Annotated in this window: 17 protein-coding genes and 1 tRNA gene; 9 read left to right on the top strand and 9 right to left on the bottom strand. The window is 66.6% G+C overall.

Features of this window, described 5'->3' with window-relative positions:
* The first annotated feature begins 278 nt into the window (after positions 1 to 278).
* The 3 genes from RW112_RS00805 to RW112_RS00795 all read left to right on the top strand — a co-directional run bounded on the left by RW112_RS00805 (position 279) and on the right by RW112_RS00795 (position 2935).
* Positions 279 to 1757 (top strand): glyceraldehyde-3-phosphate dehydrogenase, encoded by a 1479-nt coding sequence (locus tag RW112_RS00805; protein ID WP_317780006.1) that lies wholly within the window; start codon positions 279 to 281, stop codon positions 1755 to 1757.
* A gap of 78 nt (positions 1758 to 1835) precedes the next feature.
* Complete coding sequence (locus tag RW112_RS00800) at positions 1836 to 2045, top strand: hypothetical protein (RefSeq protein ID WP_317780005.1); 210 nt, start codon at positions 1836 to 1838, stop codon at positions 2043 to 2045.
* A gap of 92 nt (positions 2046 to 2137) precedes the next feature.
* On the top strand, positions 2138 to 2935 hold the full coding sequence (locus RW112_RS00795; protein WP_317780004.1) for an HNH endonuclease family protein: 798 nt from the start codon (positions 2138 to 2140) through the stop codon (positions 2933 to 2935).
* 55 nt (positions 2936 to 2990) lie between these two features.
* Here the strand turns inward: RW112_RS00795 and def are convergent, their stop codons facing one another.
* From def to orn, 3 genes are all read right to left on the bottom strand, one after another.
* Positions 2991 to 3563, bottom strand: coding sequence for a peptide deformylase (gene def / locus RW112_RS00790; protein ID WP_317780003.1), 573 nt, complete (start codon positions 3561 to 3563; stop codon positions 2991 to 2993).
* Positions 3564 to 3663: 100 nt separating this feature from the next.
* A tRNA-His gene (locus RW112_RS00785) sits at positions 3664 to 3736 on the bottom strand.
* Positions 3737 to 3866: 130 nt separating this feature from the next.
* On the bottom strand, positions 3867 to 4502 hold the full coding sequence (gene orn / locus RW112_RS00780; RefSeq protein WP_317780002.1) for an oligoribonuclease: 636 nt from the start codon (positions 4500 to 4502) through the stop codon (positions 3867 to 3869).
* Between the two features lie 157 nt (positions 4503 to 4659).
* On the opposite strand from orn, the gene mptB reads away from it, so the two are divergent.
* On the top strand, positions 4660 to 6216 hold the full coding sequence (gene mptB, locus RW112_RS00775) for a polyprenol phosphomannose-dependent alpha 1,6 mannosyltransferase MptB (RefSeq protein WP_317780001.1): 1557 nt from the start codon (positions 4660 to 4662) through the stop codon (positions 6214 to 6216).
* On the opposite strand, the gene RW112_RS00770 is transcribed toward mptB, so the two are convergent.
* On the bottom strand, positions 6209 to 6895 hold the full coding sequence (locus RW112_RS00770) for a DNA alkylation repair protein (RefSeq protein ID WP_317780000.1): 687 nt from the start codon (positions 6893 to 6895) through the stop codon (positions 6209 to 6211). The two genes, mptB and RW112_RS00770, sit on opposite strands and share 8 nt — an antisense overlap.
* A 142-nt stretch (positions 6896 to 7037) precedes the next feature.
* Between RW112_RS00770 and RW112_RS00765 the strand changes: the two genes are divergently transcribed.
* Positions 7038 to 7943 (top strand): aldose 1-epimerase family protein, encoded by a 906-nt coding sequence (locus RW112_RS00765; protein WP_317780801.1) that lies wholly within the window; start codon positions 7038 to 7040, stop codon positions 7941 to 7943.
* Positions 7944 to 7953: 10 nt separating this feature from the next.
* Here the strand turns inward: RW112_RS00765 and xylB are convergent, their stop codons facing one another.
* Together xylB and xylA are read right to left on the bottom strand one after the other, a co-directional pair.
* Entirely contained in the window at positions 7954 to 9381 is a 1428-nt protein-coding gene (xylB, locus tag RW112_RS00760) for a xylulokinase (protein WP_317779999.1), read from the bottom strand.
* Between the two features lie 10 nt (positions 9382 to 9391).
* Positions 9392 to 10579, bottom strand: a complete 1188-nt coding sequence (gene xylA, locus RW112_RS00755) for a xylose isomerase (RefSeq protein WP_317779998.1) — start codon at positions 10577 to 10579, stop codon at positions 9392 to 9394.
* A 127-nt stretch (positions 10580 to 10706) separates the two neighbouring features.
* Here xylA and RW112_RS00750 point away from each other — a divergent pair, with 127 nt between their 5' ends.
* Positions 10707 to 11963, top strand: a complete 1257-nt coding sequence (locus RW112_RS00750) for an ROK family transcriptional regulator (protein WP_317779997.1) — start codon at positions 10707 to 10709, stop codon at positions 11961 to 11963.
* Here the strand turns inward: RW112_RS00750 and RW112_RS00745 are convergent.
* The 3 genes from RW112_RS00745 to RW112_RS00735 form a co-directional block, all read right to left on the bottom strand.
* The gene (locus RW112_RS00745; protein WP_317779996.1) at positions 11960 to 12262 is read right to left on the bottom strand and encodes a GNAT family N-acetyltransferase; all 303 of its coding nucleotides are present in this window, start codon (positions 12260 to 12262) and stop codon (positions 11960 to 11962) included. The two genes, RW112_RS00750 and RW112_RS00745, sit on opposite strands and share 4 nt — an antisense overlap.
* Positions 12263 to 12328: 66 nt before the next feature.
* Positions 12329 to 13063: an alpha/beta hydrolase gene (locus RW112_RS00740; RefSeq protein WP_317780800.1), complete on the bottom strand. Its 735-nt coding sequence runs from the start codon at positions 13061 to 13063 to the stop codon at positions 12329 to 12331.
* Positions 13064 to 13074: 11 nt separating this feature from the next.
* Positions 13075 to 14172 carry a LacI family DNA-binding transcriptional regulator gene (locus RW112_RS00735; protein ID WP_317780799.1) on the bottom strand — a complete coding sequence of 366 codons (1098 nt, stop codon included), beginning with the start codon at positions 14170 to 14172 and terminating at the stop codon, positions 13075 to 13077.
* Between the two features lie 160 nt (positions 14173 to 14332).
* On the opposite strand from RW112_RS00735, the gene RW112_RS00730 reads away from it, so the two are divergent.
* From RW112_RS00730 to RW112_RS00720, 3 genes are read left to right on the top strand one after another with little or no spacing between them, the layout of a single operon-like run.
* Entirely contained in the window at positions 14333 to 15502 is a 1170-nt protein-coding gene (locus RW112_RS00730) for a Gfo/Idh/MocA family oxidoreductase (RefSeq protein WP_317779995.1), read from the top strand.
* Entirely contained in the window at positions 15502 to 16716 is a 1215-nt protein-coding gene (locus RW112_RS00725; RefSeq protein WP_317779994.1) for a dihydrodipicolinate synthase family protein, read from the top strand. Before RW112_RS00730 ends, RW112_RS00725 begins: the two co-directional genes overlap by 1 nt.
* Positions 16713 to 17555 (top strand): sugar phosphate isomerase/epimerase family protein, encoded by an 843-nt coding sequence (locus RW112_RS00720; protein WP_317779993.1) that lies wholly within the window; start codon positions 16713 to 16715, stop codon positions 17553 to 17555. Before RW112_RS00725 ends, RW112_RS00720 begins: the two co-directional genes overlap by 4 nt.
* Positions 17556 to 17591 lie beyond the last annotated feature (36 nt).

The following is a 17591-nucleotide window of genomic DNA, read 5'->3' as shown; positions in this document are numbered from 1 at the left end:
ACCGTTTACGGCCTGCTCTTCGAGGCCTGCCGTACGGCGGCATGTGAGTGACTTCACGCTTTACGGGGCCGTGGGGGAGCCGGCGCCGCCCTAGAATGGATAGCGAACGTAGAAGTTCTGCCGCCTGGTCTGCGTTCGCAGCCGGCGGCTTTTCTTTGCGATTCTCCAAGGTGTCCGGGGTGGACCGAATCCCCGCCGATGCCTGTGCCCCGGAATACCTCCGGTGGCCGACATCTGCATACGAGGGCGTATGTGGTTGACCCAAGGAAGGTAGTTCTGTGAGCCAGACGTCAGATTCTTGTCTTGATACGTGGATGGGCCGTGAGGCGCTTGCCGAGGCCATGATCCCGGTCATCGGCCGGCTGTACCGCGAGAACAACGTGGTGACCAGCATCCACGGTCGCAGCCTGATCAACAAGTCCACCATGAACATCCTCAAGGCGCACCGGTTCGCCCGCCGCATGAGCAACACCGAGCTGCTGCTCGAAGAGACCGCGCCCCTGCTGAACACCTTGGCCGAGCTCGAACTCGGTGCCGCAGCCATCGACGTGGCCCGCCTGACGGAGAAGTACAAGCTTGAAGGCAACGGTGCCAGCCTGGAAGAATTCCTCCGCGCCGAACTGGCGGAGATCGTGGGCAAGCGCGGTGCTGACGACCGCACCAGCACCGACGTCGTGCTGTACGGCTTTGGCCGCATCGGCCGCCTGCTGGCCCGTCTGCTCATCGAAAAGGCCGGCGGCGGCCACGGCCTGCGCCTGCGCGCCATCGTGGTGCGCCGCGGCTCGGACAAGGACCTTGCCAAGCGCGCCAGCCTCCTGCGCCGCGACTCCGTCCACGGCTCCTTTGAGGGCACCATCCGGGTGGACGAAGAAGCGAACACCATCACCGCCAACGGCGTGCAGGTCCAGGTCATCTACTCGGACAACCCCGCCACGATCGACTACACCGCATTCGGTATCAACAACGCGCTCGTGGTGGACAACACGGGACGCTGGCGCGACGCTGAAGGCCTGTCGCAGCACCTGCAGAGCAAGGGCGTGGCCCGGGTTCTCCTTACCGCACCGGGCAAGGGCGCGCTGAAGAACATCGTGCACGGCATTAACCACGGCAGCATCGAGGATTCGGACCAGATCATTTCGGCGGCGTCCTGCACCACCAATGCCATCACCCCGGTCCTGAAGGCCATCAACGACAAGTTCGGCGTGATCCACGGGCACGTGGAAACCGTTCACTCCTTCACCAACGACCAAAACCTAATCGACAACTTCCACAAGGGTGACCGGCGCGGCCGCTCCGCGGCCCTGAACATGGTCATCACGGAAACGGGTGCGGCCACTGCTGTGGCGAAGGCGCTGCCCGAACTTCAAGGCAAGCTTTCCGGCAGCTCCATCCGCGTCCCCACCCCTGACGTCTCCCTGGCCATCCTGAACCTGAGCCTGGAAAACGGCACTACCAAGGATGAGGTGAACGATTACCTGCGCCAGATGTCCCTCCATTCGGACCTGCGCAAGCAGATCGACTACATCGATTCCCCCGAGGTTGTGTCCACGGACTTCGTCGGTTCACGACGTGCGGGCATCGTGGACGGCCTCGCCACCATCTCCAACGACAAGAACGTTATCCTCTACGTCTGGTACGACAACGAGTTCGGCTACAGCTGCCAGGTGGTCCGCGTGATGGAGGAAATGGCCGGGGTCAACCCGCCGTCGTTCCCCGTCAAGGAACCCGCTGCGGCGCTGGCGGCAATCGCGGTCTAGGAACCAAGGCAGGCAAAGCTCTGAGGTTTCCCGGCCGGTGCTCTGGCATCGGCCGGGAAACGGTCCCAAAATGGAGTCATGGAACAGGAATCGACTCTCGAACATGAAACCACACTGGAACGCGCCCTCGATATAGCGCGGAAAAACCACAAGGAAGCCACCCGCCTCCTTGAGCAGGCTCGGGTGGCGCGTGCCGCGGGAGAGATTCCCGAGGGCAGGATCAAGCAGCTTGAGGAGCTGCTGGACCTTGCCGCCGAGGACCTCAAGCGTGTGATGAAGGAGCAATAACTCCTCCTCCACACTGGGGATATCGGCCACTTTGTCAGTGGCCTGACCTAGGCTCGTCCGGTGCATAGGAATACTCTCCGGACAGATCAACCATGACCATCAGCTGGGCTGCCTACCGTCGCGCCCGCCGCCGCTCCCGCCAGGCCTGGGCCGTCCTGATTGTGGTCGCCACGGGACTGGTCGCCGCCGTGTGCTGGTTTTTCTCGGCTGGCCAGTTTGCCGCAGCGGAGCCTGCGGTCAGCGGACCCAGTGAAGCTCCCGTGCTGGACGCGGCGTGGATGAAAGCAGTCCCTCCGGTTCGGCCGGTACCGGACGGCAGTGCGGCGGACGCGCTCGAAACCCTCGCCGTCAAAGGGCGGGCGTCCAACGACAACTATGACCGCACGGCATTCGGACAGGCATGGCTGGATGTGGACCGCAACGGCTGCGACACCCGCAACGACATCCTGCGGCGCGACCTGGACGCCGCGCAGTTCACCGAGGGTTCCCGGTGCCGGGTAGCGCGCGGTGAGTTCCACGAGCCGTACACCGGAGCGGTGGTGACCTTCACCAGGGGAGCGGAAAGCAGCAAGGCAGTCCAGATCGACCACGTTGTGGCCCTGGGCGACGCCTGGCAAAAGGGTGCCCGGCAGCTGACGCCGCAGCAGCGCCAGAGCTTTGCCAATGATCCCCTTAACCTCATCGCGGCGGACGGGCCGGCCAACCAGGAAAAAAGCGCTTCGGACGCGGCCACCTGGCTGCCGAAAAACAAAGCTTTCAGGTGCCACTACGTAGCCCGCCAGATTTCCGTCAAAGCCGCCTACACCCTGTGGGTGACCCAGGCTGAAAAGGACGCCATGAAGCGCGTTTTGTCATCGTGTCCGCAGCAGCAGACCATCGTTCCCCGCTAGAGGAGCGGCGCGGCGCGGCGTCGAAGCGTCCCCGGCGGCTACGGCCGCGCGTTGCTTAGTGCCCGAACGGGTCGGGGTCGACGCCGGGCATCCACGTCAGGCCGGGAACTCCCCAGCCGCTCCGCTTGGCCTGCTTCATGGCCTTCCGCGCGTACCGGTCCATCAGCCGGTTCACGTAGAGCTTGCCGTCCAGGTGGTCGTACTCGTGCTGGATGATCCGGGCGAACCAGTCCGTGGCCTCAAAGTCCACCGGGTTCCCGTCGCCGTCGAAGCCCTGCACGCGGGCCCACTCTGCGCGCTTGAGCGGGTACTGGCCGCCGGGAAATGACAGGCAGCCCTCCACTTCCTCATCAGGATCAGGGAGCGCGCCGGAAACCTTGGACAACGTCAGGACCGGGTTCACCAGGACCCCCGTGGGGGGCACGCCGTCGTCATTGGCGTATTTGTACACAAAGATCCGCTTGCCGACGCCCACCTGCGGGGCGGCGAGCCCCACGCCGTTGGCTGCGTCGTTCGTTTCGAACATGTCGGCAATGAGGGTGCGGAGTTCGTCATCGAAGACTTCCACCTCGGCGGCCCGTCGGTGGAGAACCGGCTCGCCCCAGATGGTGATCGGCAGAACGGTCATGTCAGGCGGTTCCTTTGATGCAGTGCGGTGAAACACAAAAGGCCGCACCGGATATCCGGTGCGGCCTCCTTGCTGGACGGCGGCAATACCATCCTGTGAGGGTGAGCTACGGGGGTTGAACCCGCGACCTCCTGGACCACAACCAGGCGCTCTGCCAACTGAGCTAAGCCCACCATGTGCCCTAGGGACCGTCCGGCGAACCGGCTGTCTTGGAAGGCAACGTCATATAGCTTACCTGCTCCGCGGAGCTGTTTTGGCCACTTTTGCCGGTTTCGGGAAAATTTCCTTCAAACGTGGCGCAGATTACTTTTCCGACGCCTCTGCAAGGGGCTCGGCGGAGGCCATGACGGACTTCGAAATGCGCTGGGCGGTGGCACTGTCCGGTCCCGGTGCCGGGACGAATACTGCTTCCCGGTAGTAGCGCAGCTCATCGATGGAATCCTTGATGTCCCCGAGGGCGCGGTGCCCGCCGTGCTTGGCCGGGGCCTGGAAGTAGGCCCGGGCGAACCAGCGCCGGGACAGTTCCTTGATGGTGCTGACGTCAATGACCCGGTAGTGAAGGTGCTCCACGACGGCGGGCATGTCCCGGACGAGGAACACGCGGTCAGTGCCCACGGAGTTGCCTCCCAGCGGAGCCTTGCGGGGATCCGGGACCCACTTCGCGATGTACTCCATGATCACTGCCTCGGCTTCTGCCATGGTCTTCCCGTGCGGGAGTTCTTCGAGGAGCCCGGAACGCGTGTGCATGTCGCGGACGAAATCGTTCATCTGGGCCAGGGCGGCATCGTCCGGCCGGATGACGACATCCACGCCGTCGCCGAGGATGTTGAGTTCGGAGTCCGTCACCAGGGCGGCCACCTCAATGAGGGCGTCGTTCTTGGGGTCCAGGCCGGTCATCTCGCAGTCGATCCAGACAATGCGTTCGTTAGTTATAGGCACCCGACCAGCCTACCGTTCCGCTGCCCCAGAGCTGTCCGATGCTAGGATTTCGTGTACGCGGCTGTGCCCTCTTTGCACCGTTGCGGCCCCGCCCCTGCCGGCCTGCCCGGCCGACACCGGGTGGAAGATGCCCCACAACAGATTGGACGATCCTGAGATGACGGCGCCTGTGCCTGCGGCGGGAAATGTGGCTGCCGGTACGTCACCGGAGACGGCTGCAGCGGAGGTGGACAATCCGCTTTCGCCCCTCCTCTCAGGGTTCGCCGGGTCGATGTTCATGGCCATTGGTTCGCTCGGGGTTGGCTGGCTGGCGCCTGTTTCCGAGCTTCGCCGCCTGCCGCTGTTCATCTGGATGCGAACCGAAGCAATAGGCGTGGCACTATCCATCGTGCTCCTGGCTGTGGGCGGCATGCTCCTGGTCCGGGCCTGGCTTCGCCTCGGCCAGCGCGTCCGCGTCTGGGGTGCGGGTGCCCGCAGGGCCACCCTGCAGGCTGTTGCCTTGTGGGGGTTGCCCATGATGTTCTCCGTGCCGCTCTTCAGCCGCGACGTCTACGCCTATATCGGGCAGGGGCGCCTGATGGTCGAAGGGTTCAATCCCTACGAAAACGGGATCTCGGCGCTGTCCAACTATTTCCAGCTCGGCGCGGACAAGATGTGGACTGAAGCGCCCGTTCCTTATGGCCAGCTGTTCCTGTGGATTGAACAGCTGGTGGTGTGGTCCACGAACGTGCATCCCGAGGCCAGCATCATGCTGTTCCGCGGCGCCGCCCTGGGCGGTGTGGTCCTGTGTATCGTGTACGTCCCGAAGCTGGCGGAGCTGCACGGGGTCAATCCGCACCGGGCGCTGTGGCTGACCGCGGCCAACCCGCTGTTCCTGACCAACTTCATCGCGAGTGTCCACAACGATGCCCTCATGATCGGACTGGCCCTGGCCGGGCTTTATTACTGCGCAACCAGGCGCGTGCTGTTCGGGCTGCTCCTGGTGACGCTGTCGATCTCCGTCAAGCCGATCACGATTGTGTTCCTGCCGTTCATCGGACTCCTCTGGGCCGGCAAGAACGCCAGTTGGCCGCGGAAGTTTGTTTTCTGGGGACTCACGGCCGGCATCAGCCTGGCAATCCTGTACGCGATGAGCATGGTCAACGGCTTCGGCTTCGGCTGGGTGAATGGACTCTCCGCTCCCGGCAGCATCTGGATCTGGTACGCGCCGGTAGGCCTGCTGGGGCTGGTGGTGGCCTCCATCTCGAACGCTTTCGGGCTGGACGGCTGGGGGCTGGCCAAATACGTTTACGACGCCGGCAAGCTGCTCGCCGTCGGGCTTGTCGCCTGGCTGATCTTCCGGGGTGACCATGACCGCCTGATGCGCAGGCTCACCCTGGGGTTCGCGGCAGTTGTCCTGCTGGCCCCCATGATCCAGTCCTGGTATGTGGTCTGGCTGATCCCGTTGTTCGCCGTCACCGGCATCCGGGACGACTGGCAGGTTAAGGCCCTGTACTTCATCGTGTCGTTCTTCATGGTCTACGCCATCTCGGACCAGCTTGAAGTCTTCCCTTACCTGCAGACCGAGGACCTTGGCCTTCCCCTGGCACTGGCGCGCAACGCGGCGGCCATCATCGCACTGATGTTCGCGCTGTACCTGATCTTCCTGGATCCCAAAACCAAGCAGCTCTTCAGCAAGCCGGATGAGCCGGTGACCACCCGTCCGGTCATCTGACCGGGAGGTTCCTGAGGGCCTCACGGCGCGAGAGCGGGCTGAGCCCGGTTTCGTGGCGGGCCGCGAATTGCCTGACCCACTCCGGATCGGTCTTTGCGTACTCGCGCAATGCCCAGCCAATGGCCTTGCGGATGAAGAACTCCCGGTCCGCCAGGTTGGCCTCGATGACCGAGGCAAGCAGGGCGGGATCGGTGGCGTCCTTTGCCCCGAGCTGGGCCGTGATGGCAGCTCTGCGGATCCACATGTCGGGGTCTTCGCTCCAAGCGCGGAGCAGCCGCTCAACCTCCGGGCGGTGGGCCTGGAGCAGGTCACAGATCCGGTGCGCCACTCCGTCCACCAGATCCCACCAGGCGCCGGTCCGGATGATTTCCTCGTACACCGGAAGCATCTCCAGCCTGCCCCTGGCCAGCCGGGAACGGGTAAGGTCGATGGCGGCGTAGCGCTCTTCCCGGAACGATGCAGAACGCCAGAGGTCAAGGACTGTTCCGTGCAGTTCCTCGAACGAGCCGCACGGCCACTGGGCGGCGGCGCCGGTGGTGATTCTCCGGACTTCGGGCACCCTGACCCCCAGCGATGGCATGTCCGATTTGAGATAGGCCTGGCTTCCGGCAGCCCGGACCGGGTCGGCTGCCGCCGTCAGCCGGCTGCGGATCCCGGCAATCAGTTCCTGGTTGGCCATGGTGGCCACTCTACTGCCGTACCGCCCGGCGGTCTCGGCCTGCGGCACGCTGACGCACTCGCCAGGGCTAGCCGCTAAAGGTGGGCGGTGTATTAGGATAGTGAGCGCTAACAACGTCTATTACCGGCAGTATTGGACCCCCATGACCCGCACCGAGCACCTGATCAGTTTCGGCCCCTACACCGCCATCGCCACCGCCCGTGGGGGAGCGCTGCGCGAACTGCAACATGATGGCCGCGACCTGGTGGTCAGCTTCGGCGAAGCCGGCAGTATCCCGGACTACCGCGGTGTCATCTGCGCGCCCTGGCCGAACCGTCTGGCCGACGGCCGGTACAGCTTCGACGGCAAAGAGTTCCACGCCGTCGTCAACGAGCAGGACCGGGGAACCGCCCTGCACGGCCTCGTGTTCGGAACGGAATGGGAGCTGCAGGAGCGCACCGCGTCCTCCGTGCGCCTCGGAACCCGCATTGAACCCGATGCGGGGTATCCCGGCCGCCTCGACGTGTCCGTTGAATACGAACTGCGGGCCGACGGGCTGCACAGCACGGTACGCGCGGTGAATGTGGGTGTGCACGCGGCGCCGTACGGGGTGTGCCCGCACCCGTACCTGGTGGCCGGGCCCGCCCCGCTCGACGAATGGACGGTGCAGATCCCGGCCGCCGAGTTCATGGAGGTCTCGGAGGACCGGCTGCTCCCGCAAGGAACCGCCCCTGTGCAGGACCACTCTTTTGACTTTCGGACGGGGAAAGTCCTCGGAGACGTTGAAATCGACCATGCCTTTACGGGGCTGGCCGCCAACGCAGACGGCCTGGCCGCAGTGCGGATCCACGACCCCTCCGGCACCGGAGTGGAACTGGAATGGGACACGGCGCTGCCCTGGCTGCAGATCCATACTGCCGACAAGCCTGCCGGACCGTCCCGGCTGGGCCTGGCGGTTGAACCCATGACGTGCCCGCCTGATGCCTTCAACAGCGGAACTGATGTGTTGCGGCTGGCTCCGGGGGACTCCCACGAGGCCCGCTGGACCATCCGCGCGATCAGCCGGTGAGGTGCAGGCGTCAGCCGTTGAGGTAGCGGCTGGCATACCGCCGGTACTGTTCGAGGACCTCCGGTGCGCCGCCGTCGGCCGCTGTTACTTCGGTGCCGGCCAGATCCCACTCCGGCCACCGTCCCTTGAGGACGGCCGCCGCCTGGCGGGCGGCGCCGTCGGCCACGTATTCCCCAGGCGCCGGCACCACCACGGGCAGGCCGAAAACGGACGCGGCAACCTGCTGCACGGCAGCCGACTGCGCCCCGCCTCCCACGAGGATGATCCGGCCTGCCGTCACGCCCTGGGCCTGGAGGGCGGCGAGGCCGTCCGCGAGGGAACAGACCACTCCTTCAATGGCGGCCCGGGCCAGGTTGTGTCGGGTATAGCTGGCCAGTGTGGCGCCGTGGAGGGAGCCGGTGGCCAGCGGCAGGTTGGGCGTGCGCTCACCCTCGAAATACGGCACGAGCGTGAGCCCGCCGGACCCGGCCGGGGCGGCAAGGGCCAATTCAGTAAGTCCCGCCAGCGTCACGCCGAGCAGCTCAGCAGTGGAATCAAAGATCCGGGTGGCGTTCAGCGTGCAGGCCAGCGGGAGGAAGTTCCCGGTGGCGTCCGCGAAACCGGCAACGAGTCCGGTGGCATCGGCAGCAGGAGTCTCCGAGACTGCGAAGACCGTTCCTGAAGTCCCCAGCGACACCACGACATCGCCGGGACGGGCGTCGACGCCAAGCGCAGCAGCCGCATTGTCACCGGCGCCGGGGCCGATGATTGCGCCGGCCGGCATCTTTCCTGCCGCCTCCAGGGAACCGGCGACGGCGGGAAGCACCGGTACGTGGCCCAGCACCTTTTCGAGGACCTCCGGGAGGTAGGTCCCCGTCGCCGTGGAAAAGTACCCGGTTCCGGAGGCATCTGACCTGTCCGTCCGGAGGAACTCCAGCGACGACGGACCGGTTCCCGGGCCGTGGCCCGCGAGCCGCCAGCTGAGCCAGTCGTGCGGCAGGCACACGGCCGCAACGCGGCGTGCATTGTCCGGCTCCTTGCGCGCCAGCCAGCGGAGCTTGGTGATGGTCAGGGAGGCCACCGGAACGGTACCCGTTGCATCCGCCCAGTAGGCAGCTCCTGTCCCGGCGTCGCCGTCACCGGCCTCGGTGATCAGCTGTTCCGCGTCCTCCGCGGAGCGCGTATCGTTCCAGAGCAGGGCCGGGCGCACCACCGCGCCGGAGGTGTCCAGGCACACCATGCCGTGCTGCTGGCCGCCCACGGAGACGGCGGCCACATCGCCCAGGCCGCCCGCCTGGGCGATGGCATCCTGGAGGGCGGTCCACCAGTGGTCGGGGTGGATCTCGCTGCCGTCGGGGTGGGCGGCGCGGCCCTGGCGGATGAGGGTGCCGGTGTGCGCGTCCCGGATCACCACTTTGCATGACTGCGTGGAACTGTCGATTCCTGCTACCAACGGCATGGATGGAAGCCTAGCGTGCGCCGAGCAGGTGCTCGATGGCCAGCTGGTTGAGGCGGACAAAGGCGAACGAGCGCCGGGCAGCTGCGTCGGCGTCGAACTCCGCGAAAGCGGAAGCGTCAGCCAGCAGGTCCGCGGTGGTCTCTCCGGCGGCCAGCGTCGGCTCGCCCAGTTCGAAGACGCCGGAGGTGGCCAGCGCTTCCTGGACGTCCGGGTCGGCGCGGAAGGCGAGGGCGCGCTCCTTCAGGAGCAGGTACATGGCCATGTTCGACTTCGCGGATTCCCAGACGCCGTCGTAACCGTCGGTCCGCGAGGGCTTGTAGTCGAAGTGTCGCGGGCCGTCATACTTCGGGCCGCCGTTGGGGAATCCGTTTTCGAGGAGGTCCACGGTGAAGAACGCGCTGGTGAGGTCGCCGTGGCCGAACACCAGGTCCTGGTCGTACTTGATGCCGCGCTGGCCGTTGAGGTCGATATGGAACAGCTTTCCGGCCCACAGCGCCTGGGCGATGCCGTGGGTGAAGTTCAGTCCGGCCATCTGTTCGTGCCCTGTTTCCGGGTTAAGGCCTACGATGTCGCCGTGTTCAAGCTGGGCGATGAAGGCCAGCCCGTGGCCGACCGTGGGCAGGAAGATGTCGCCGCGCGGCTCGTTGGGCTTCGGTTCCAGGGCGATCCGCAGGCCGTAGCCTTTGTCCTTGATGTAGGCCGCGGCCGTGTCCACGCCCTCCTTCATCCGGTCCAGGGCAGCCGAGAGGTCCTTGGAACCGTCGTACTCGCTGCCTTCGCGCCCGCCCCACATCACGAACGTCTCTGCGCCCAGCTCGGCTGCCAGGTCAATGTTCTGCAGCACCTTGCTGAGTGCGAAGCGGCGGACGGAGCGGTCGTTGGAGGTGAAGCCGCCGTCCTTGAAGACCGGGTGGCTGAACAGGTTGGTCGTCACCATGGGGGTTTTCAGGCCGGTCTCGGCCAGGGCCGCCTTGAAGTTTTTCAGGATCAGTTCCCGCTCCGAGGACGTTGCGTCGAACGGGACCAGGTCGTTGTCGTGGAAGGTGATGCCGTAGGCGCCGATTTCGCTGAGTTTGTGGACGGCCTCGACAGGGTCCAGCGCGGGGCGGGTGGCGACGCCGAACGGATCGGCGCCGGTCCAGCCGACGGTCCAAAGGCCGAAGGTGAAGCGGTCTGCAGGGGTGGGCTGAAGAGTCATGAAGCGTCCTTGGTTCAGAGGTGGGTGCCAGCTGGCGTCCGGAGTTCGAGACCCGGCAGCTAAATTAGTTTTCAATCTGAACTATATGCATCATGATTGACTTGGGTCAATGATGAGGGCGGCGGAAATGTCACTGGAAAAAAATCACGACGGCGGGGGGACGCGGCCGGCGCCGGGCCGTGTGGAGGACGTCCGGCGTGGCAACCTGGTCCGGGTCCTTGCCGCCCTTGCGCAGGCTAGGACGGATCCGCAGCGCTATCCGACGCGCGCCGACCTGGCCTCCCTCACAGGCTTGACCAAGGCGTCCGTGTCCAGCCTGGTGGCGGAACTTGCGGACTCCGGGCTGGTCACGGAGTCGGGCGCCACGCGGGATGGTGAACGCGGACGCCCGGGGGTCGGCCTCGAGCTCAGCACACGCCGCGGCGTGGTGGGCATGGAGATCAACGTGGATTACATCTCGGCCGGCGTGCTTGACCTCGGCGGAACGCTGCGCGCCCACCGGACACTGGAATGCGGCAACCGCGGCCAGCCGGCTGGATCCGTGATGGCCCTCCTGGCCGGACTCGTCAGTGACGTTGCCGCGGAGGCCGCCTTGACAGGGATCGAGATCCTCGGCGGCGTATTGGCCGTCCCCGGCCTGGTGGACACGGCAACCGGCACCGTTTCCAGCGCCCCCAACCTCCACTGGCAGGACGTCACCCTGGAGCTCGACGGGTTGCTGCCCGCTGCGCCGTTGGGCACTGTGCTGCACAACGAGGCAAACTGCGCTGCCCTCGGCGAGCTCTGGTACGGTCACGGGCTGGATTTCCGGGACTACCTGTTTGTCTCCGGCGAGGTGGGCGTCGGCGGCGGGCTGGTCATCGGATCCAGGCTCTTTTCCGGGCCCCGCGGACAGGCGGGCGAGGTGGGCCACGTGGTCGTGGAACCTTCGGGTCCGGACTGCTCGTGCGGCGGCCGCGGCTGCCTGGAAACGTTCGCGGGCCAGGAGGCCATCTTCTCCGAGGCCGGCATTGCCCCGGGTGCAGCATCGGTCCGGCTCACGGACCTGGCTGAACGGCTTGTCGCCGGAGATGCGGCGGCAACGTCAGCAGTTGAGCGCGCCGGCCACTACCTGGGCATCGCAGCAGCATCCACGGCCCGGTTGATGAACCTTTCCGCCGTGGTGCTGGGCGGGCATTTCACCCGGATGGGGCCGTGGATTGCACCGGCCGTGCTGCGGAGCCTGGCTGACTACGCGCCCGGCGTCGTCGGCCCCTCGAGGGTGGCGGTCTCGGAACTCGGCCAGTCGGCTGCCCTCCTCGGCGCAGCAGGCACTGCCCTGCGATCCGTCCTCGCCGCCCCGCACGGCCTGACACCGGCAGGCCCAGGCCCGGCCGGTAGCTAGCCCCGAACGAAGAGCCGGACCAGCGCCCGGCCGGGCACCGCATCGCCGACCTGCTCGAAGCCTGCTTCCAGGAACAGCTGCAACGTTCCGTGGTACAGGTCCGACGGACCGGCTTTCGGCCGAAGTCCGGGATCCACGGGGTAGCCCTCCACGATGCCGGCACCATGGGCCACGGCATGGCCGACGGCGGCGCGAAGGAGCGCCCCGGCCACGCCGCTGCGGCGGTGGCCAGGCGCCACAACGAAGCAGGTCACCGACCAGACCGGTCCCTCGGTGCCGTCCCCGGTCCGGCCCTGCACCGCCGACTCCAAAGAGGCGCTCGACGTCGGGCCAGGCCGCCGCTGCGGTGGTCACGGGCTCGGTGTTCATTCCCGCCACCCGTGTCCGTCAAGCCACGTGGCGCACAGTTCAGTCCACCGCTCCACGCCGGCAACTCCGGCAGCGAGGCCCAGCCCGTGCCTGCCCTCCGGAAACACATGCAGTTCGGCCGGCACGAACGCCTGGCGCAGCGCCAAGGCATAGCGCAGGCTGTGTTGGACATCAACGGCACCGTCGTCAAAGGTGTGCCAGATGAAGGCCGGGGGAGTCCGGCCGGTCACGGTCAGCTCGGCGGAGAGCCCGGCCAGGAGTTCCCTGGACGGCGAGGCGCCGAGCAGGTTATCGATGCTGCCCTGGTGGACGGACGTTTCGAAGGACACCACGGGATAGCACAGGATGACGAGGTCCGGACGGGAATCCGGCACGTCCAGTGCGTCGTCGCCGGTGGGGATGCCTGCGGCCAGCGTGGCAGCCAGGTGACCGCCTGCGGAGAATCCGAGGACCCCGACACGTGAGCCGTCCACTGCCAGTCCGTGCCCGCTGCTCCGGATCCAGGCCAGGGCGGCCTTCGCGTCGGCCAGCGGCGCCGGATGGCGGTGCGGAGCCACCCGGTAGCGCAGCACGAAGGCATGGATGCCCAGCGACGAAAGCCACCCGGCCACCGGCTCGGCCTCGTGGTCCGCGTGGCGTTGGTAGCCGCCGCCGGGAAGGACCAGGATGGCCGGGGACTCCCGGCCCGCGGGGACGGTGGCGGGGACGGCGCTGAGGCCTGGCGGCTCCATGGCCGCTGCGGTCAGGGAGTCCACTCCGTACTCCGCCGGAGTGTCACCTGACCTGTGACGGCCGTGCCGCCGTCGTGGTCCATGTCCAGTCCGCCGTGAACTTCGGCGCCCACGGTGCTCAGGGTGGCCAGGCGGCCGATCTCCTCCAGCGGAAGGCGGACCGTTGAGAGCCCGGGGCGGAAATCCCGAAGGGTTTCGATGTCGTCGAAGCCGGCCACCAGGGCGTCGCGGGGAACCCGGAATCCCTGGGCGCGGAGCCCCGCGGTGGCGCCGATTGCCATGACGTCGTTGGCGGCGAAGATGCACAGTGCCGGTTTCGCGCCCTCCTTCGCCGGTTCGGCACTCCGGGCGTCCCTGATGCGTTCCGCCAGCACAAGCCCGGCCGCATAGCCGCCGGCACGGTTGAAGGAGGCGCGGAGGACCTCGGCAGCCGGGCGGCCGGCCGCGGCCAGACCGGACTGGAAGCCGCGGATCCGGTCATCGGAGGTGATGAGCCCTTCGGGGCCGCCTATGATCACGAAGTCACCCGAGTGGCTGGCCGCCAGCTTCACGGCAAATTCCGCAGCCAGTTGCTCGTTCGGCACTTCCACGAGGTGGTATCCGTCCAGCGCCGCTGCGCCGACGATTGCCTGCCCCACCACACCCACGTGGCCGCCGTTGCGGCAATAGCGGTCCAGTTCGGCGGCAAGTTCAGCATTGCCTTGCTCATCCTCAGGCCGAGATGACCTCGAGCCGGCAATCACAATGGCGTCGGCGCGCCTGGCCGCAAAGGCGGCCACCGCTTCCTTCTCATCGGCCGGGGTCCCGGCCGTGGTGGCCAGCAGCACCATCTTGTGCTGTTCACGCGCCACTTCCTGCACACCGCGGGCTATGGCCGAGAAATAGGGATCCGCGATGTCGTGCACAATCAGGCCCACCAGCCCCGAGCTGGACTTCGCGAGTGCCTGTGCCTGGGCGTTGGGAATGTAGCCGAGGGTTTCGGCTGCCTGCCGCACCCGCTCGGAAACTCCCGGGCCCGGTTTACGGGCAGAACCGTTGAGGACCCGTGATGCAGTGGCCGGTGAGACTCCGGCCAGTCGTGCCACCTCGGTGAGGGTACTTGCAGCCACCGATTTCTCCTGTTCAGCAAACGTGCGCGTCATGGTCATTATGGCAGTTCGTGAGACTTTCGGGAAAGCGCTTGCCATGCAGGCCCTGACGATGCATCATAAATGCAGTGGGAATGCGCTTTCCCAGCAAACGACTGAGCTGACACACTGTGGAGGACACATGGGCTTCGAAACAAAGACGATCCGTATCGCCATGAACGGAATCACCGGCCGGATGGGCTACCGCCAGCACCTGCTGCGCTCCATCCTCCCCATCCGCGACGCAGGCGGCTTCACCCTTGAGGACGGCACCAGGGTCCTGGTCGAACCCATCCTGGTTGGACGCAACGAAGCCAAGATCCGGGAGCTTGCCGAACTGCACAAGGTCTCCGAGTGGAGCACCGACCTGGACGCCGTCATCAACGACCCCAACGTCGATGTCGTCTTCGATGCGTCCATGACCAGCCTGCGCGCGGCCACACTGAAGAAGGCCATGCTCGCCGGCAAGCACATCTTCACCGAGAAACCCACTGCCGAAACCCTCGAAGAGGCCATCGAACTCGCCCGGATCGGGAAGGAGGCCGGCGTCACCGCCGGTGTGGTGCACGACAAGCTGTACCTGCCCGGGCTGGTCAAGCTGCGCCGCCTCGTCGACGAAGGCTTCTTCGGCCGCATCCTGTCCATCCGCGGCGAGTTCGGCTACTGGGTCTTCGAAGGCGACGTCCAGGCGGCCCAGCGCCCGTCTTGGAACTACCGCAAGGAAGACGGCGGCGGTATGACCACGGACATGTTCTGCCATTGGAACTATGTCCTCGAAGGCATCATCGGCAAGGTCAAGAGCGTCAACGCCAAAACTGCCACCCACATCCCGGCCCGCTGGGACGAGGCCGGCAAGGAATACAAGGCCACGGCCGACGACGCCTCCTACGGCATCTTCGAACTGGAAACCCCGGGCGGCGACCAGGTCGTCGGCCAGATCAACTCGTCCTGGGCCGTCCGCGTCTACCGCGACGAACTGGTGGAATTCCAGATCGACGGCACCCACGGCTCAGCCGTCGCGGGCCTGAACAAGTGTGTCGCGCAGCAGCGCGCCCACACGCCCAAGCCCGTCTGGAACCCGGACCTGCCCGTCACTGAGTCCTTCCGCAGCCAGTGGCAGGAAGTCCCGGCCAACGCCGAACTGGACAACGGCTTCAAGCTGCAGTGGGAAGAATTCCTGCGCGACGTCGTCGCCGGCCGCGAGCACCGTTTTGGCCTGCTCTCCGCCGCCCGCGGCGTCCAGCTCGCCGAGCTCGGCCTGCAGTCCAACGACCAGCGCCGCACCATCGACATCCCGGAGATCACGCTCTGATGACATCACTGATCCTTCCCACCGGCGACGGCGGAACCCGCGAATACCGGCTGCAGCCGGCCCCCGCCTGGTCCAAGCCCGTGGCACCCATCACCTCGCGGCACGCCTACGCCGCAGCCCATGTCATCCCCGAAGTCACCGCGGACAACACTCCGGGAGCCCCGGCCCGGCTGGACTGGGACGCCACCATGGCCTACCGGCACGAACTCTGGTCCTACGGCCTCGGGGTGGCCGACGCCATGGACACAGCCCAGCGCGGCATGGGCCTGGACTGGGCGGCCACCCAGCAGCTGATCAAGCGCACCGGCGTCGAGGCCGCATCTGTTGTCTCAGCGGGTGGCCCGGCCACGGCCGGCAAGTCCGTCCGCGATCTGGTGTCCTGCGGCGCCGGCACCGACCAGCTGGACCTGGCCGCCCTGCCAACAGGCGCTGCCGGAATCCAGGCTGTCCTGGACGCCTACCGCGAGCAGGTCGCCGTCGTCTCCGAGGCCGGACCCAAAGTCATCCTCATGGCCTCACGGGCACTGGCGCAGGCGGCGAGCGGTCCGGACGACTACCTGCATGTGTACTCCACGCTTCTTCAGGAAGCGGACCAGCCGGTGATCCTGCACTGGCTGGGCACCATGTTCGATCCGGCCCTGGCCGGCTACTGGGGCTCGGACGACGTCTCCACAGCCACGGACACCTTCCTGTCCCTGATCCGCGAGCATGCGGACAAGGTGGACGGCGTCAAGGTTTCACTTCTTGACGCCAGCCACGAGGTGGCGCTCCGGGCGGCCCTCCCCGAGGGTGTCCGCCTGTACACCGGCGACGACTTCAACTATCCGGAACTGATCGACGGCGACGGCACCCGCCACTCGGACGCCCTGCTGGGCATCTTCGCCGCCATCTACCCGGCAGCATCGGCCGCGCTGCAAAGCTACGACGCCGGCGACGCCGTCAGGGCCCGTGCCATCCTGGACTCCACCCGGGAACTGGGCAAGCACATCTTCAGTGCACCCACGTTCTACTACAAGACCGGCATCGCGTTCATGTCCTGGCTCAACGGCAAACAGCCGGGGTTCCAGATGGTGGGCGGACTGCATTCGGGCCGCTCCGTAGTGCACCTGGCGAAGACCTTCGAACTGGCTGACCAGGCAGGCCTGCTCAAGGACCCTGCCCTGGCCGCGTTCCGCATGTCGGACTACCTGCGCATCAACGGAGTGGGAGTATGAGCAACGACTTCTCAAGGCTGTCCCTCAACAGCGCCACCACCAAGAAATGGACCCTGGCCGAGGCTGTTGATGGCTGTGCCCGTGCCGGTATCCCCGCGATTGGCCCGTGGCGTGACCGCGTCCACGAAGCCGGTGTGGAGAAAGCAGCGAAGCTCATCAAGGACGCCGGCCTGCGTGTTTCCTCGCTGTGCCGGGGCGGCTTCCTGACAGCGCCGGACGCCGCAGGGCAGGCGGCCGCACTTGCCGACAACCGTGCCGCAATCCTGGAAGCCGTGGCGCTGGATACCCGGGAGCTCTTCCTGGTGGTCGGTGGCCTTGCCCCGGGGGAGAAGGACGTGGTGGCCGCCCGCCGGCGCGTTGCCGACCGCCTCGCGGACCTGGTTCCGTTCGCCGTCGAGAACGGCGTGCGGCTGGTACTTGAACCACTGCACCCGATGTACGCCGCCGACCGCGCCCTGATCTCCACCCTGGGCCAGGCCCTGGACCTGGCGGCGCCGTACGACGCCCAGGCCGTCGGCGTCGCCGTCGACACGTTCCACGTCTGGTGGGACCCGGACCTGAAGGCGCAGATCGAACGGGCAGGGCGGGAGGGCCGCCTCGCGTCCTACCAGGTCTGCGACTTCAACCTGCCCATCGCCGCCGACGCCCTGTTGTCCCGGGGCATGATGGGCGACGGCGTCATCGACTTCGCGACCATCGGCACCTGGGTCCGGGAGGCCGGCTACACCGGCGACATCGAAGTGGAAATCTTTAACCAGGAAATCTGGGACGCCGACGGCGACAATGTGCTGGCCACCATGAAGGAGCGGTACGCGGCACTCGTCCTGCCGTTCGCCTGACGGCCTCCGGCTGACGGCCCGGCACCGATGACGGTG

Source organism: Arthrobacter sp. B10-11 (assembly GCF_033142195.1).
In the GTDB taxonomy this organism is placed as follows: Bacteria; Actinomycetota; Actinomycetes; order Actinomycetales; family Micrococcaceae; genus Arthrobacter; species Arthrobacter oryzae_C.
The sequence above is the reverse complement of the archived record's forward strand: the minus strand, read 5'-3'. Positions and strand labels throughout refer to the sequence as shown.

Coding starts and splice junctions, on each gene's coding strand:
- def (WP_317780003.1), bottom strand. CDS start 3,563: ATGACCGTTCTGCCGATCACCATCTGGGGCGAGCCGGTTCTCCACCGA.
- xylA (WP_317779998.1), bottom strand. CDS start 10,579: ATGACTCTTCAGCCCACCCCTGCAGACCGCTTCACCTTCGGCCTTTGG.
- RW112_RS00720 (WP_317779993.1), top strand. CDS start 16,713: ATGAGCAACGACTTCTCAAGGCTGTCCCTCAACAGCGCCACCACCAAG.
- RW112_RS00795 (WP_317780004.1), top strand. CDS start 2,138: ATGACCATCAGCTGGGCTGCCTACCGTCGCGCCCGCCGCCGCTCCCGC.
- xylB (WP_317779999.1), bottom strand. CDS start 9,381: ATGCCGTTGGTAGCAGGAATCGACAGTTCCACGCAGTCATGCAAAGTG.
- RW112_RS00750 (WP_317779997.1), top strand. CDS start 10,707: ATGTCACTGGAAAAAAATCACGACGGCGGGGGGACGCGGCCGGCGCCG.
- RW112_RS00740 (WP_317780800.1), bottom strand. CDS start 13,063: ATGGAGCCGCCAGGCCTCAGCGCCGTCCCCGCCACCGTCCCCGCGGGC.
- RW112_RS00725 (WP_317779994.1), top strand. CDS start 15,502: ATGACATCACTGATCCTTCCCACCGGCGACGGCGGAACCCGCGAATAC.
- RW112_RS00800 (WP_317780005.1), top strand. CDS start 1,836: ATGGAACAGGAATCGACTCTCGAACATGAAACCACACTGGAACGCGCC.
- RW112_RS00770 (WP_317780000.1), bottom strand. CDS start 6,895: ATGGCCAACCAGGAACTGATTGCCGGGATCCGCAGCCGGCTGACGGCG.
- mptB (WP_317780001.1), top strand. CDS start 4,660: ATGACGGCGCCTGTGCCTGCGGCGGGAAATGTGGCTGCCGGTACGTCA.
- RW112_RS00765 (WP_317780801.1), top strand. CDS start 7,038: ATGACCCGCACCGAGCACCTGATCAGTTTCGGCCCCTACACCGCCATC.
- RW112_RS00730 (WP_317779995.1), top strand. CDS start 14,333: ATGGGCTTCGAAACAAAGACGATCCGTATCGCCATGAACGGAATCACC.